This is a genomic window from Myxococcus sp. AB056 (genome assembly GCF_006547365.1).
Taxonomy (GTDB): domain Bacteria; phylum Myxococcota; class Myxococcia; order Myxococcales; family Myxococcaceae; genus Myxococcus; species Myxococcus virescens.
Genome location: NZ_VHLB01000028.1, coordinates 74,081 through 88,088, shown reverse-complemented (window position 1 = coordinate 88,088; position 14,008 = coordinate 74,081). Strand labels below are relative to the sequence as shown.

Here is a 14,008-nt window from a genome sequence, read left to right as displayed (position 1 = left end):
AGCGGCCGGCTTTCAACAGCTCGACGACCCGCTCACGGAACTCCGGCGGGTATGGGGGACGTGACTTCGGCATCGTGGGACCCTTTTCGCACAGCGGGTGGAACTCCACGAAACCGGGGCAACTTCACTCCAGCTGCGTCAGCCCGCCGACGTCCTCCCATGCCTTGAGCCCGAGGCCGCCGGCGGAGCGCGGGCCCTCGCAGTGGGAGACGGCCTTCTTCGCCTCCACCCAGTTCACCCACTCGACGCGGGCCCTGTCCGACAGCTGCACGTAGCGGAGCGCCACCGTCAGGCTGGGGCTGCCAGCGGACACCCGGTGGCGCAGGTCCTCCAGCGCGTGCGTCAGGGTGTGACGGAGCACGGGCGCCTCCCACTGCCTCCCAGTCAGCCTGGGCTGTGCGGGGAAGGAGCGCCACCAGCACGGGGACGTCGCGGGGCTGTACCAGGCAGGTGCCTGCTGGCCACTCGTAGGTGACGGCGCCGCGGCACCCGGGGACTCAGAGGTGGACGGACGCGCCGCCGTCGCTCGTGGCGGAGGCGCTTTCCACCTGGGCGACGGGCGCGTTGTCGGCGCACGTCGGCTGGGGCGTGGCAGTAACAGCGCGGTGGGGCTCCGCTCCCCGCACATCGGCCCGCTACTCGCCCCGTTCCGCGGCTTCGCGTAGGGCCCGGCGGACGGCGTCGGCCTCATTGCACTTCCAGCGCTTCGCCAGCGCTTCCAGGTCAGCCGCTGACTGCAGGGTGTGGCGGACTAGCTGTTTCAAGACCACGCTGCCCTTTTCGGCGCGGCGCTTTTCGGGCGGGGTCTCTTTGGGATCGTGACGGGGCAAGGCGTGTTCTCCTGTCGGTGCGCGGCACCGTACAGCACCCGACCTGGCTTGCCATGGGACAACGCCAGGCGGGGTGGGGTGGAAAGGCATGGTGCCTCCTGCGCGCCGTTGACGAGCTGCGCGGCGCGCTCAACTTTCGGCGGAGAGGCACCCAGCCCCGTGAAGCTCAGAGCCAGGCCTCGAACGCAGCGCGGACCCGCTCGGTGAGGTCGGCGCCGCAGCCCTCGATGACGCGGGACTGGTAGCGCGCGGCTGCCTCGGAGGACTGGTGGTCCCCGTCCAGCGCCCACGCCTTGCTGGCGCAGTCGGCGGCCACCAAGCGCTGGAGGCACGTCGTCTCACCGGAGGACCAGCCGGCGTAGTCACCGCGGGCTACCTGCTCCTCGGCCGCGTCGAAGCAATCCATCGAGGCCTGCGCCCTCCGATTCTGGGCGGCAGAAAATCTGCTGGGCTTCGGGCTCGCGCACCCAGCCATCACAACCATCGTCATCAACAGCATCCAGCGCATCAGCGTCACTCCAGGACTACGGGTTGGGGGAAACAGCGCGGGCGGCCTGGGCAGCACCGCCGGCGCTCACGTCACCTGCGAGGGAGGCCGCTCAGCGCGCGGACAGCGCTCCGGTGCTCCAGCGCGTCACACCGTCCACCACCGTCAGCACCGACGAGGTGAGGGGCAGCGCTTCAAGCGGGGCGGTGAAGACGTCCTGCGACAGCACCGCGAACGTCGCGGGCTGACCGGCGGCGAGGTAGCCGCCAGGGATGCCGCGCACCGTGGCCGCCGTCCGGGTGTACGCCGTCACGGCCTCAGCCACGGTGATGCTCTCGGAGGGGCGGCCCGGATGAGCCACGGCCAGCAGGACATCCACCCAGGGGCTGGTGGGGCTGCCGAACGTGTCCGAGCCGAACGCTAAGGGGATGACAGTAGGGAGCGCAGTGGTTGGGACTCGGCGTAGAGGGTCGGCTCGTACCGCAGCGGGAACAGAGGCAGCAGCGCGGGGATGTGCGTGGGGTTCTGCACCACGGGGATGCCGAGCGCCGCCACCCGAGCCACCTGGGCGGGCGTCACCAGGTCGCCGTGCTCGAGCGTCACCCGGTTGCTCCAGTCCACGGAGGGCTGGGACTCCAGTCGCGTCAGCAGCTGCTCCACGGCGCCGTTGCCCAGCGCATGCACCAGGAGGTGGCCGCCGCGGGCGAGCACGTCCGCCAACACGCCGTCGAGCTGCGCGTCGGTGATGTCCTCCAGGCCCAGCCAATCGGGGCCAGCCGCCGGGCACGTCTCCGGCGCCAGGTAGGGCACGGTGACGTGCGTCGAGCAGTCCACTGGGCCACCGTCGAGGAACACCTTGCGGCGGATGGCGCCGTCTGGCCCCGGCTGGCACTGCTCGCCCTCGGTGTCGATGATGCACACCGGCAGGAAGTGGGCGACGGGCTGGAGCGCGTGGACCTGGGCGGCGCGCTCGTCGCTCAGGACAAAGGGGATGTCGAAGGTGGTAGTGTAGCCCAGGGCGGCCGCGTCCTGGGCGTACTGGGCATAGGCCCCCGCGTAGAGTTCGGTCGGCAGCAACTCCGCCAGCGCCTTGAAGATGGCAACCTCGGCCAACTCCTGGACGTCGCCCGTCAGCCTGCCGGTGGCGTCGCGGGAGAGGCGTCCGCCGTAGGGGTGGGGCGCGCCGTCCACGTAGCCGGCCATGGCGAGCATGGTGCTGTTGATGGTGTTGCCGTGGCCCGACCAGTCCACGCCCACCACGGGGTGGTGCGGCGCTGCGGCATCCAGCAGGGCGCGCGGGTCCTCGCCAGCGGTCGCGTACCAAGCCGTGCTGACGATGACGAGGATGGGCGTACCGGCCGGCACTGTCGCGGCGCGCGCGGCCACGAGAGCCACCACCTCGTCAGCCGTCGGCCCGGGGCCAGGGGCGAAGCTCGGGTCGTTGACGAACCATGACGGGTGGCCGAGGGGGGCGACGTGGCTGTGCGCATCCACCAGCCCCGGCACCACCGTGCGTCCGCCCAGGTCCACCCGGCGCGCAGAGGGGAACAAGAGCCGTAGGTCCGCCGCCCTGCCGGTGGCGGCCACCTTGCCGCCGCGCACCACGAACGCCTCGACGAAGGGCCGGTCGTCGCGGGCGGTGAAGACCTTGCCGCCCTCGTAGAGGGTGGACTGCTGGGCGAGCGCGGGGACGCTGGCGAGAAGACACACGAGTAGTGCTGCGGCGAATCGCATCGGGGGACTCCGGTTGTGATTGCTGCGTGGGGGACTGCGTGGGACGGGCGTCACGTGCCCGTCACGCGGCCCAGGGGCGTGCCCCCGGGCGGGTGCTGCTGGTGTCAGTCGCGCTGCGGGTCGCGCGGGTCGGGCGCGTCCTCGTCGAAGAACTCGTCGTTCGCCATGTCGTCGAGCAGCATGTCCAGCGTCGCCACCAGGTCGTCGGCGCTGGGATTCTTCCCGGCGACGTGGAGCTCCAGCAGGTTCGTGAGCGTCGCGACGTACGCGTCAGCGGCCTCCTCATCCCCGGAGGAGTGCTCGCGGATGTTCGCCATCACCTCGGCGAAGTTCCTCTTGGTCAGCTTCGGCTTCCGTTTCGACATGGACGTCTCCTGGGGTGCTGCTGGAAAGGTGCTGCTCGTGGGCAAGTAGGGGGCGGCCTGCCCGCAAGCAACTGGCGCCGACGTTGCGCAGTGAGGACTGCACCGCCCGGCCCGATGCCCGGCGGGTGTGGTGGAAGGCGGGGGACCCGCCACCACTTCGCCGGCCAGTGGCTGGGCCTGCGGAAGGTGGACGGCATCACCGCGGACCCGTCGCTGTTCCCCGGCATGAATTCCGAGCTCAAGCGCGCCATGCGCGAGGAAGGGGAGAGCTTCTTCCGCGCCTTCCTCAATGAGGACCGCAGCGCGCTGGAACTGCTGGACGCGGACTACTACGGCCTGCCTCGCCCGGGCTCCGCCTCCGTCACGCGCGTGAGCACGGGCGACGGGCGGCGCGGCGGTGTGCTGGGCCAGGCAGGTGTGCTGGCGCAGGCGTCGCTGGCCACGCGCACTTCGCCGGTGCTTCGCGGCAAGTGGGTGCTGGGCAAGCTGCTGTGCCAGGAGCCTCCTCCTCCGCCTCCGGGTGTGGAGGCGCTGCCCACGCAGGTGCCCCCGGGCTCCACGCTGCGGCAGATCACCGAGCTGCATCGCGCGAACCCCGCTTGCGCGAGCTGCCACGACACGCTGGACCCCATCGGCTTCGGCCTGGAGAACTACGACGCGGCCGGGGCCTGGCGAGAGACGGACAACGGCTCGCCGGTGGACGCCACGGGCAACTTCAAGGGCGTGTCGTTCCAGAGACCGCGTGAGCTGGCGACCATCCTCAAGGGCGACCCGGCCTTCGCGACGTGCATGACGCGGCAGGCACTGGCCTATGGCTTGGGCCGCGCGCTGACGGACGAGGACGAGGCCACCGTGCGCTACGTGGACACGCGCTTCTCGGCGGGAGGGCACCGGCTCCCCGAGCTGCTTGTGGCCGTGGCCCTCAGCGACAGCTTCCGCAACCGCTGCCCGGTGCCGGCGGCGGAGTAGAACGACGCACGGGCCGTGAATACGGCGCTCGGACGGCCGTCGGGAGCAAGCGGGCATCCTCCGCTTGCTCCCGAAAGGTATTTCGATGCGTACCCGTCTCTGGCCCGCCGTCATTGCCCTGCTCGCGCTGGGAAGCAGCGCCTGTGTCATGGCGCCCCTTCAGCCCGGGTACACCGAGTGCGGGGATTTCATGGGCGATGACCCCTGCCAGCCGGGGCAGTACTGCGCGGACGCCGCGCTCAGCTATTGCGAGCCCGGCTGTACCAGCGACGTGAACTGCGCCTCCAACCAGGAATGTGTGAAGGAGTACAGAGAGCAGGTGGGGACCTGCCTCAACATCTGCACGTCCTGCGAATACGATTGAGCCGGTGGGCAGGGCGCCCGCGGCTTGGGAGGTGACGTCGATGCGCGCGGTGGTGTTCCAGCACGAGGAGCACGAAGGGCCCGGCTTGCTGGGGCCGGTGTTGCAGGCGGCGGGCTTCACGTTGGTGAACCGGTTCCGCGCCGTGCGCCGGGAGGACGTGGACGCGGAGCTGCTGGTCGTCATGGGCGGCCGCATGGCCGTCTACGAATCCGAGCAGCATCCCTTCCTACGGCAGGAGCTGGGCATCCTCATGGAGCGGCTCGCGTACGAGCGCCCGTGCCTGGGCGTCTGCCTGGGCGCCCAGATGCTCGCGGCGGCGGCGGGCGCGGACGTGTTCCCCGGGAAGAATGGCTTCGAGGTGGGCGTGGGCCCGGTGCGATGGACGCCGGAGGCGCAGAAGGACCCCGTGTTGTCCGGGGCCCGTCCGCGCACGGTGGTGGCGCACTGGCACGGTGACTCCTATGCGCCCGTCCCGGACGCCACGCTGCTGGCGTCCACGGACCGGTACACCCAGCAGGCCTTCCGGCTGGGCACGTCCTACGGCTTCCAGTTCCACCTGGAGCTGACCGCCAGCGAACTGGGGAGATGGATTGACCTCGAGGCGGACAGCCTCCAGCAACGCGGAAAGAACCTCCAGGAGCTGAAGGCGCAGCTGCCCAAGCTCAAGGCGGCCGAGGCCGACAACACGGAGGTGCTGCACCGCCTCGCGCACCACTTCGCGCGCGTGGCGGCGGGCCGCTGACGTGCTCGAGGGCTCGGACTAACGGAGCCCCTTGGGGCGGCGGGCCGCGCTCGCGGATGGTGACTCCAGCTGGGAGGAGATGTCCGCGTCGCTGCCATCACCCCCTGGGGCACCGTCCGCGCCATACGACAGGATGACAGGGCTGCCGCCCTCATTCATGTACACGTAGTCGCGGTTCCACGGGTCCTGGGGCAGTCGCTCCAGCGAGCGCGCCTGGAGGAGTTCTTCCAGACCGGCCTGGGTCTCCGGAAAGCTGCCGGTCTTCATGCAGTGGAGCTTGAGCCCCGTCTCCAATGTCTTGATGTCCAGGGCGGCGGTCTTCTGCTTGGCCTCCTCCAGGTTCGACATCACGGAGACGCCCACCGCCGCGGCGATGAGCCCGAGGATGGTGATGACGACCATGATTTCAATCAGCGTAAATCCGCGAACGTGACGACGCCGAGCGTTCAGCTTCTGCTGGGTTGGATTCATCTTTGAGTTGTGACCTCGTGTGACGTTGTGTCCGGCGCGTGCGTGGCCGACGTGTCGTCATGTCTGCCGGTGCAAGGGCGTTGCACATGCCGCGGGTTGCGTGCGCCTGGAGCAGGACTTCGACGCCCGGCGCGGACGTTCGCCAGTGCAGTCGCCGTGCCTGACCGCACGCGCCGCTGTCTCCGCTTGCGCCGCGTGAGCGACTGTCGCTTTCCACGCGCGGAGTGCCACTCCTGCGCAGGTAGATGCGGGTACGCATGACTCTCACCCTCCGGATTCGGCGCGGATGAACCGCACCGTCAACGGAGGCAGTCATGAAGCCCCATCTTCCACTCCTCATTCTCGTGGGCGCCGCGGGTTGTGGCACCGAAGTCGATGATGCCGACTTCACGAGTCAGGAGTCCGCCCTGAGTCAGAAGTGGGAGCTGTGCGGGAAGGAGGCTGTTCGATTGGCGGACATCCATCCTGGCCCCGCGGGGTCCAATCCGGCCGATCTGATCCACGGCGACCGGGTCCTCTTCTTCACTGCGGACGACGGGGTGCATGGGCGCGAGTTGTGGCGAAGCAGCGGAACGGAAGGAATCGGCACGTCACTGGTGAAGGACATCTACCCAGGGTTGGCGGGGTCGGAGATTTCGAATCTCACTCGGGTGGGGAACCGGGTGTTCTTCGCCGCGGATGACGGCGTCCACGGCTACGAGTTGTGGGTGACCGACGGGACGTCGGCCGGCACGTACCTGGTGAAGGACATCTACCCGGGGCCGGAGGATGGGATTCGCCGTCCGTCCCCCTTCATCAGGCGGAGTGAGCCCCTGCTGGTTGAGTTCGGTGGTGTCCTGTACTTCGGCGCGAACGACGGCGTGCACGGAAACGAAGTGTGGCGCAGTGATGGAACAGACGCGGGGACGTACCTCTTCGAGGACATCGAGCCCGGACCCGCCAGCTCCTTCCCGCGAAGCTTTGTTCGCGTGGGCAACGACGCCTTCTACTTCGTCGGGGCCAAGGACGGGCCCATGAGCGACGAGGTGCATCTCTGGCGTAGCACGGGAGTACCAGGCGCCGTTCCCGTCCTCACCCGGGCGGGCGACAACGTTCTCTTCAATCTCCTGGCCGTGAAGTCGCGCCTCTACTTCCTCGTGGACAACGACGAGGGCGAGGCCAGTCTGTGGAAGACGGATGGGGCCGCCTCAAACACGCACCAGTTGCGGTACTTCTACGGAGAGTATCCGCACGATCTGGTCGCGCTGGGCTCACGTGTCGTCTTCAGCGCCGGGGCAGGTGAGCCAGAGGGTGAGGAGCTCTGGAGCAGCAATGGTTCGACTGCAAGCACGAATCTGGTGAAGGACATCTGGCCAGGGCCCATGAGCTCCTCACCAAGCTCTCTGGCGGTTCTGAAGTCGCGAGTCTTCTTCGCCGCGAATGATGGCTCCGGAGAGGGACGTGAACTCTGGGTGAGCAACGGCACCGGTTCGGGGACCAGGCTCTTCAAGGATCTGGCGCCCGGTGGTGGCTCCTCGGATCCCGAAGCGCTGGCCTCTATTGAAGGCACGCTGTTCTTCTCCGCGAGCGATGGGGTGCATGGGCACGAGCCCTGGGTGAGCGATGGCACCCGTTCGGGCACCAAGGCGCTGCGAGGTCTGGCGCACGGGAGCGCTTCCTCGTCGCCGCGCGACTTCGTGCGCTCGGGCTGGGACGTGTTCTTCTCGGCGGATGACGGGAAGACTGGACGCGAGCTGTGGGCCTTGCCGTTCCGTCCGGAGGGGGAGTGCAGGCAGCACCACGCCTACTGAGCTTCGGCGCCCACGCCCAGCCCCGTTTGGTGACAACGATTCCAAGGGGTTGGGTTCCCCGGATGGGTGGAGGTCGAAGGATCAGACCCTCGTGCGTTAATAAGGTGTCAGTTGAAACCTGCCGCGGGGACAGGTCTCGACGAGGGGGAACATGGCGCCGACGTACGACGCGCTGGTCATTGGCACCGGCTTTGGGGGAGCGGTGGCGGCTTGCCGGCTGGCACAGGCGGGCCTGACCGTGCGCGTCCTGGAGCGGGGCCTGCGCTACCCGAAGGGGAGCTTTCCTCGCGACTGGAGCAACCCGCTCAACGGCTGGCTGTGGCGGTACGGCCAGGGCCTCTTCGACGTGAAGCTGCTACCGGGGATGAGCATTGTCCAGGCCGCGGGCTACGGCGGCGGCTCGCTCATCTACGCCAACGTTCACCTGCGCCCGCCCGCGGAGACCTTCGACACCGACTGGCCGGAGGTCTACAGCCGCGCCGCGTTGGATCCGTACTACGACCTGGTCGCGTACATGCTGGACCTCCAGCCCATCACCGCGTCCGCGCGTGGCCTGCCCACCAAGGCGAAGCGGATGCGGGAGGTCTCGCGCAAACTCGGCCGCGAGCAGCAGTTCTTCTACCCGGACCTCGCCGTACGCTTCGCCCCCGCCGGCGAGCCGATGCCCAACAAGTTCGGCGTCGCCCAGGAGGGCTGCAACTACTGCGGCGAATGCGACATCGGCTGCAACGTCCGCGCGAAGAACACGCTGGACCTGAACTACCTGGCCGTCGCTGAACAGCAGGGCGCGGAGATGACCACCCAGGCGGAGGCCACGCGAATCGAACCGCTGTCTCCCGCGGGCTATCGCGTCACCTATACCGACCATGCCGCGGGCGGCGCCGAGCGCACCGTGGAGGCCCGCCGCGTGTTCCTGTGCGCCGGCACGGTGAACACCACGGAGCTGCTGCTGCGCTGCCGCGACCAATGGGGCACGCTCCCGCGCATCAGCGACCGGCTGGGGTGCCGCTATTCGGCCAACGGCGACTTCCTGGCCTTCGCCTTCGAGACGCGCGAGGTGTGGGACCCGTCCGAGGGCCCCACCATCACCACCAGCCTGGTGGTGGACCAGGGGCAGGGCGCGGACAAGACGTGGTTCCTCTTCCAGGAGGGCGGGCACCCCGGACAGGCGGCGGGGCTGCTTCAGGTGCTGGACATGGGCCGGGACTTCCGTGTCCCCGCGGACCTGCTCCAGAAGCAACTGGTCCGCGCCCTGCGCCGGCGCTCCACGCCTGAAACCGTCATGGGCAAGGAGCGCGGGCGCTTCCAGGCCGTGTTCCTGGCCATGGGGAGGGATCGCGCCAACGGGCGGCTCTCGCTGCGACCTTTGACTCGGGACATGGAGGTGCGCTGGGACGTGCCTTCCAACCTGCCGCTGTACCGTACGCAGGAGCAGATCTGCCAGGACATCGCTCGGGCGCTCGGGGCGCGCGCCGTCTTCAACCCCCTGTGGGATCGGCTTCACATCCCCGTGTCCGTCCACAACCTGGGCGGCTGCACCATGGCGGAGGAGCCGGCCTACGGTGTGCTGAACCCGGACGGTGAGGTGCACGGCCACCCTGGGCTGTACGTGCTGGATGGCGCCGCGCTGCCCGCGAGCACCGGGGTGAACCCGTCATCCACCATCGCCGCGGTGGCGGAGCGCAACGTCGAGGCCGCCATCCGGCAGGTGCTGGGGAACCCCACCTGGACCGCCCCTGAGCGGGCCGGAACGGCTTCGGGCCGGGCGGCGGCGGAACCGTTCCGCGCGTCGATGCGGATGAGCACGAGTGTGGCACCCACGCGGGTGGTGCCAAGAGAGGATCCGATGCGGAGCGTGGTGATTCCAGAGGGAGGCACGGTGTTGTCGCCAACGCCCGTGGTGGGGCTCCGCTTCACCGAGCGGATGCGCGGCTTCATCAACCACGGCCACCTGCCGGACACGGATTACGCGGGCGCCGAGGAGGAGGGCAAGTCAGAGGGCAGGGTGGCCGAGTTCATCCTCACCATCACCTTGCCCAACCTGGACCGCTTCCTCGCGGAGAAGGCCCATTCCGGCATCGCGCAAGGCACCGTCCACGTCCACGGCCTCACGCCTCCTGGCGGAGCGAAGGTGGACCACGGCGTCTTCAACCTCTTCGTGGACACGGACAGCTACTACGAGCGTCGGATGCTCTACCTGCTGCCCTTCACCGGCCTGGACGGCCAGCAGTACCTGCTGGATGGCTACAAGCATGTCCGGGACGACGACGGCTTCGACATGTGGACCGACACGTCCACGCTCTACACCGTCATCCGTCGGGGCAACGACCGGCATGCGCCCGCGGTGGCCAGCGGCATCATCCGTCTGGGCATGCCGGACTTCCTCCAGCAGCTCACGACCTTCGCCGTGCTGGGAACGACATCACCGCTGGCGAAGGCTCAGGCCCTGAAGCGTTTTGGCAGCATGTTCATGGGCAACCTCTGGGACGTCTTCGCGCGAACCAAGCTGGAGTAAGAGAGGCGCATCGTGGCGAAGGCATCGCGGTACGACGTGGTCGTCGTGGGTTCCGGCTTTGGGGGCTCCATCAGCGCGCTGCGCCTGGCTCAGGCGGGTAAGTCCGTGCTGGTCCTGGAGCGCGGCAGGCGCTACCGGCCCGGTGACTTTCCCCGAGACGTGACGCGAACGGACGAGGTGCTCTGGCGCCATGCCACGCGGCGCAAGGCGCAGGGCCTCTATGACGTGCGCTTCCTGTCCGGCATCGGCACGGTGACGGCCAGCGGCGTCGGCGGAGGCTCGCTCATCTACGCCAACGTCCACGTGCGGCCGGACGCCGAGGTGTTCGAGGACCCGCGCTGGCCCCGGACGTACCGCCGGGACTCGCTGGAGCCTTACTTCGACAAGGTGGCGCGGGAGCTGCGGTTGAATCCGGTGCCGCCCTCGATGCCGCTGCGCAAGCGCGACCTCTTCCAGCGCGCGGCCCGGGGCATGGGGCGCGAGACCTTCGACCCGCCCGTGGCCGTGGCCTTCTCGGAGCCGCCGGGACCGGGCCGGCGCGTGTGCCAGCTCTGCGCCGAGTGCGAGTTCGGCTGCCAGCACGGCGCGAAGAACACCATGGACCTGACGTACCTGGCGCGGGCGGAGGCGCTGGGGGCGCTGGTCCTGGCCCGCACGCTCGTCTCCCACGTGGAGCCGGTGCGGGATGGGTACCGCGTCCACTGCCAGGACCTGGTGTCGGGAGAGCGGCACACCGTGGAGGGCTCGCGGGTGGTGCTGGCCGCGGGGACGCTGGGCACGGTGGAGATATTGCTGCGCAGCCGGGACGTCGCGCGGACGCTGCCTCGCGTGAGCCGGCGGCTGGGCCACGGCTATTCGGGCAACGGGGACTTCCTGGCGTCGATGCAGGGCGCGCGCGAGGACATCCAGCCATGGGTGGGCCCCGACGTGTCCACCGTGATGCGCTTCACCGACCGGCAGCCGCGCTTCACGCTGGTGACGGCCACGTTCAACCAGCCCGCCACGGAAGTCCTCGCGGGCCTGGGGCAGCCGAACCTCGGACGGCTCCAGGGCCTGGGGGCACCGCTGTGGACCTGCCTGGGACCGGCCGTTCACGCGGCGCTCAAGAAGGGGCTGATGAGCCGGCCCCTGCGTACCAACGTGGATGCGGCTCGCACGTCCAACCTGTTCGGCATCGGCCAGGACAACGCCAACGGCCGGATGCACCTCGATGACGGGCAGCTCGACGTGTCGTGGGACTTCGCCGGGGAGAACGCGGAGTTGGTGCGGCGGATGACGGACGCGATGCGGGACCTGGCGGCCCAGTACGGTGCCACCTTCGCGCCGCTGATCACCTGGCAGCTCTTCAAGCGGCCTTTCACGGTTCATTCGCTTGGCGGTGCCCATCTGGCGGAAGCTCCCGAGCGCGGCGTGGTGTCCACCGAGGGAGAGGTCTTCCACTATCCCGGGCTGCACGTGGCGGACGGCTCCGTCATCCCGACAGCCATCGGCTTCCACCCGGTGATGACCATCAGCGCGGTGGCCGAGCGCATCGCCGAGGCCGTGGTGCACGGATTCTCATCCCATTCGAGGAGCGCTTCATGAACACGCTTCCTTCCGCCGAAAGGCACGACTTTCCCGCGGGCGACGGCGTTCCATTGCAGCTCACGCGTTACCAGGGCGGCGCGAAGGGGCCTGTCCTCCTCGTCCATGGCGCGGGGGTGTGGAGCGGCATGTTCATGCTGCCCACGGTGCGGGAGAACTTCGTGCAGCACCTGGTGCGCCACGGCTACGACACCTGGCTTCTGGACTGGCGCGCCAGCGTGGAGCTGCCGCTGCGGCAGTTCACGCTGGATGACGCCGCCCGCCACGACATGCCCGCCGCCGTCCGGTGGGTCCGCGAGCGCACCGGCGCGGACTCCGTGCAGGCGGTGGTGCACTGCGCGGGCTCGGCGACGTTCTTCATGGCGATGGCGGCGGGGCTGCTGCCGGACGTCCAGAGCGTGGTCGCCTCGCAGGTGGCGCTGCACCACATCGTCCCGCCTTCGACGCAGCTCAAGGCGATGCTGCGGTTGCCGGACGTGCTGGACATCACCCGCGACTACCTGACGCCGGACGAGGACCCGAGCAGCCCCTTGTTCCAGGCCGCCTTCGGCGCTTTCGTGGACCTGTGGCGTCATGAATGCGACAGCACCGTCTGCCGCCGTCTGACGTTCATGTACGGGCAGCTCTTCCGGCACGCGCGCATCAATCGGGAGACGCATGACCGGCTCGACGAGCAGTTCGGCCCTTGCAACATGCTGACGTTCCGTCACCTGGCGCAGATGGCCCGCTCGGGCTACGCGGTGGGCTTCGACCATGGCCGGGAGGAGAACCTCCGGCGCTATGGCCGTGAGCGGCCGCCGTCGTACCTGCGCGCGGAGCACCTCAAGCGTCCCATCACCTTCGTGTCCGGAGAACAGAATGGCACGTACATGCCCGCGTCCACGGAGCTCACCTACGAGTGGCTGCGCGAAGAGAACGGTGCGTCGTATTACCGGCGGAAGGTTCTGGCGGGGTACGGCCACCTGGACACCTTCATGGGGAGCACTGCGTCGCAGGATACGTATCCGGTGATACGCGACGCGCTGGAGGCCATGGCCTGAGCGGAGACGGCGCCCTGAGCACTCGCGCCGCTACGCGCCTTCGGCCACCGCGGGCGGTGCCTCGCCCGCTGCATCCGAGACTGACGTCTCATCCCAGCCGATGTAGCGCACGCCCTCCAGGGGCTCGGGCGCGTGGAACTCCAGGGCGCCCACGGTGGACGTGAGCCGTCCATCCGGTCTCCACGCCGCGAAGGGATGGGGGCGGGTGAAGCGCTCCAGCTCACAGGTGGCCACGTCGCTCTGGGCCACATGGACGTCCCAGCCCGTCGGGTCCCGGTAGACGTAGCCCACCAGTGTCTTGGGATCGCACCACGCGCGGCCCTTCACGGCCACGGTGGCCGAGCGGGCCTGGAAGCACAACTCACCCGGCTGCGGCGACTGCAGGCGTGTGAGCAGCATGTCCGGGGCCTCGTGGAACCGGTGTTCCCGCCGCGCGGTGCGCAGGTAGATGGGCGACAGCCGGGGACTGAGCGGATGCTGGCGGGAGCGCACGGACAGCACCTCCAGGCGGGCCTCCGGGTCCTCCTGGAAGCGTGGCACGTAGAGCCACGTCAGCTCCTCCAGCCGGCGGTGCCCCCACAAGTGCTTCTGGAGCCCCGGCGCGCCCTGGATGTCATACCGGTGCCCATCCACGGTGACGGCGCCGGTGAAGGCGATGTCGTCATGCGCATGGGCCACGTGCGTCGTGAGCGGCAGCAGGTCGGCGCCCCGAGGAGCGCGTCGCACCGCCTCCGCGGTCTCCGGCGTGTAGCGCAAATCCCATTCGATGGAATGGCCTCCCGAGGCGACGCGGCCATGGCACCGGCCCGGCGCGAGCTCCGCGTCACCAATCCGGATGCCGAAGCGGCCCGAGGCTTCGGAGGAGAAGCGGGAGAGGGGATGGATGGCCTTCAGCCCCAGCGCGGGCGTGGCGGTGGCGCAGTCGAAGGCCGCCGCCCACAGCAGGGCACGAGGCTCGCCGGGGGCTCCCGGCGCGGGGGTGAAAATCGTGTAGCGGAACCACCAGGCGCGCTCGCCCCCAGGGTCGAGCACGCACAGGAACCAGATTTCGAAGAAGCCTTGCTGCCCCTTCCAGCGCGGAAGATTGGCGCGCTCGCTCGACGGCATATCGTCCCCC

At 69.3% G+C, this 14,008-nt stretch carries 13 protein-coding genes and 1 pseudogene; 7 read left to right on the top strand and 7 right to left on the bottom strand.

Annotation, left to right across the window (positions count from 1 at the left end):
* Window positions 1-124: 124 nt before the first annotated feature.
* The 5 genes and pseudogenes from FMP39_RS15035 to FMP39_RS15010 all read right to left on the bottom strand — a co-directional run bounded on the left by FMP39_RS15035 (window position 125) and on the right by FMP39_RS15010 (window position 3,416).
* A complete protein-coding gene (locus tag FMP39_RS15035) occupies window positions 125-361 on the bottom strand; it encodes a hypothetical protein (protein WP_141590674.1) in 237 nt (78 codons plus the stop codon).
* 274 nt (window positions 362-635) lie between these two features.
* Window positions 636-830 carry a hypothetical protein gene (locus tag FMP39_RS15030; protein WP_140875347.1) on the bottom strand — a complete coding sequence of 65 codons (195 nt, stop codon included), beginning with the start codon at window positions 828-830 and terminating at the stop codon, window positions 636-638.
* A gap of 166 nt (window positions 831-996) precedes the next feature.
* Window positions 997-1,236: a hypothetical protein gene (locus FMP39_RS15025; RefSeq protein WP_141590672.1), complete on the bottom strand. Its 240-nt coding sequence runs from the start codon at window positions 1,234-1,236 to the stop codon at window positions 997-999.
* A 193-nt stretch (window positions 1,237-1,429) separates the two neighbouring features.
* Window positions 1,430-3,051 (bottom strand): annotated as a pseudogene (locus FMP39_RS15015) (amidohydrolase).
* 104 nt (window positions 3,052-3,155) lie between these two features.
* Window positions 3,156-3,416 (bottom strand): hypothetical protein, encoded by a 261-nt coding sequence (locus FMP39_RS15010; protein WP_141590667.1) that lies wholly within the window; start codon window positions 3,414-3,416, stop codon window positions 3,156-3,158.
* A gap of 114 nt (window positions 3,417-3,530) precedes the next feature.
* On the opposite strand from FMP39_RS15010, the gene FMP39_RS15005 reads away from it, so the two are divergent.
* The 3 genes from FMP39_RS15005 to FMP39_RS14995 all read left to right on the top strand — a co-directional run bounded on the left by FMP39_RS15005 (window position 3,531) and on the right by FMP39_RS14995 (window position 5,491).
* Window positions 3,531-4,385, top strand: coding sequence for a DUF1588 domain-containing protein (locus FMP39_RS15005; RefSeq protein WP_228558004.1), 855 nt, complete (start codon window positions 3,531-3,533; stop codon window positions 4,383-4,385).
* An 85-nt stretch (window positions 4,386-4,470) separates the two neighbouring features.
* Window positions 4,471-4,749, top strand: coding sequence for a hypothetical protein (locus tag FMP39_RS15000; RefSeq protein ID WP_228558003.1), 279 nt, complete (start codon window positions 4,471-4,473; stop codon window positions 4,747-4,749).
* Between the two features lie 40 nt (window positions 4,750-4,789).
* On the top strand, window positions 4,790-5,491 hold the full coding sequence (locus FMP39_RS14995; protein ID WP_141590665.1) for a glutamine amidotransferase: 702 nt from the start codon (window positions 4,790-4,792) through the stop codon (window positions 5,489-5,491).
* Between the two features lie 18 nt (window positions 5,492-5,509).
* Here FMP39_RS14995 and gspG read toward each other — a convergent pair whose 3' ends face one another.
* Window positions 5,510-5,962 (bottom strand): type II secretion system major pseudopilin GspG, encoded by a 453-nt coding sequence (gene gspG / locus FMP39_RS14990; protein ID WP_141590663.1) that lies wholly within the window; start codon window positions 5,960-5,962, stop codon window positions 5,510-5,512.
* 314 nt (window positions 5,963-6,276) lie between these two features.
* On the opposite strand from gspG, the gene FMP39_RS14985 reads away from it, so the two are divergent.
* From FMP39_RS14985 to FMP39_RS14970, 4 genes are all read left to right on the top strand, one after another.
* The gene (locus FMP39_RS14985) at window positions 6,277-7,752 is read left to right on the top strand and encodes an ELWxxDGT repeat protein (protein ID WP_141590661.1); all 1,476 of its coding nucleotides are present in this window, start codon (window positions 6,277-6,279) and stop codon (window positions 7,750-7,752) included.
* Between the two features lie 151 nt (window positions 7,753-7,903).
* Window positions 7,904-10,267 (top strand): GMC oxidoreductase, encoded by a 2,364-nt coding sequence (locus FMP39_RS14980; protein WP_141590646.1) that lies wholly within the window; start codon window positions 7,904-7,906, stop codon window positions 10,265-10,267.
* A 12-nt stretch (window positions 10,268-10,279) separates the two neighbouring features.
* On the top strand, window positions 10,280-11,851 hold the full coding sequence (locus tag FMP39_RS14975; RefSeq protein ID WP_141590644.1) for a GMC oxidoreductase: 1,572 nt from the start codon (window positions 10,280-10,282) through the stop codon (window positions 11,849-11,851).
* Window positions 11,848-12,891 (top strand): alpha/beta fold hydrolase, encoded by a 1,044-nt coding sequence (locus FMP39_RS14970; protein WP_141590642.1) that lies wholly within the window; start codon window positions 11,848-11,850, stop codon window positions 12,889-12,891. The genes FMP39_RS14975 and FMP39_RS14970 overlap by 4 nt, the downstream gene beginning before the upstream one ends.
* 30 nt (window positions 12,892-12,921) lie before the next feature.
* On the opposite strand, the gene FMP39_RS14965 is transcribed toward FMP39_RS14970, so the two are convergent.
* Window positions 12,922-13,998, bottom strand: a complete 1,077-nt coding sequence (locus tag FMP39_RS14965; RefSeq protein ID WP_194858408.1) for a hypothetical protein — start codon at window positions 13,996-13,998, stop codon at window positions 12,922-12,924.
* Between the last annotated feature and the right edge of the window lie 10 nt (window positions 13,999-14,008).

Bases quoted from the DNA above. Each gene is read 5' to 3' on its own strand.
- FMP39_RS15025 (WP_141590672.1), bottom strand. From the start codon at position 1,236: ATGGATTGCTTCGACGCGGCCGAGGAGCAGGTAGCCCGCGGTGACTAC.
- FMP39_RS15010 (WP_141590667.1), bottom strand. From the start codon at position 3,416: ATGTCGAAACGGAAGCCGAAGCTGACCAAGAGGAACTTCGCCGAGGTG.
- FMP39_RS15005 (WP_228558004.1), top strand. From the start codon at position 3,531: ATGCCCGGCGGGTGTGGTGGAAGGCGGGGGACCCGCCACCACTTCGCC.
- FMP39_RS15000 (WP_228558003.1), top strand. From the start codon at position 4,471: ATGCGTACCCGTCTCTGGCCCGCCGTCATTGCCCTGCTCGCGCTGGGA.
- FMP39_RS14995 (WP_141590665.1), top strand. From the start codon at position 4,790: ATGCGCGCGGTGGTGTTCCAGCACGAGGAGCACGAAGGGCCCGGCTTG.
- gspG (WP_141590663.1), bottom strand. From the start codon at position 5,962: ATGAATCCAACCCAGCAGAAGCTGAACGCTCGGCGTCGTCACGTTCGC.
- FMP39_RS14985 (WP_141590661.1), top strand. From the start codon at position 6,277: ATGAAGCCCCATCTTCCACTCCTCATTCTCGTGGGCGCCGCGGGTTGT.
- FMP39_RS14980 (WP_141590646.1), top strand. From the start codon at position 7,904: ATGGCGCCGACGTACGACGCGCTGGTCATTGGCACCGGCTTTGGGGGA.
- FMP39_RS14970 (WP_141590642.1), top strand. From the start codon at position 11,848: ATGAACACGCTTCCTTCCGCCGAAAGGCACGACTTTCCCGCGGGCGAC.
- FMP39_RS14965 (WP_194858408.1), bottom strand. From the start codon at position 13,998: ATGCCGTCGAGCGAGCGCGCCAATCTTCCGCGCTGGAAGGGGCAGCAA.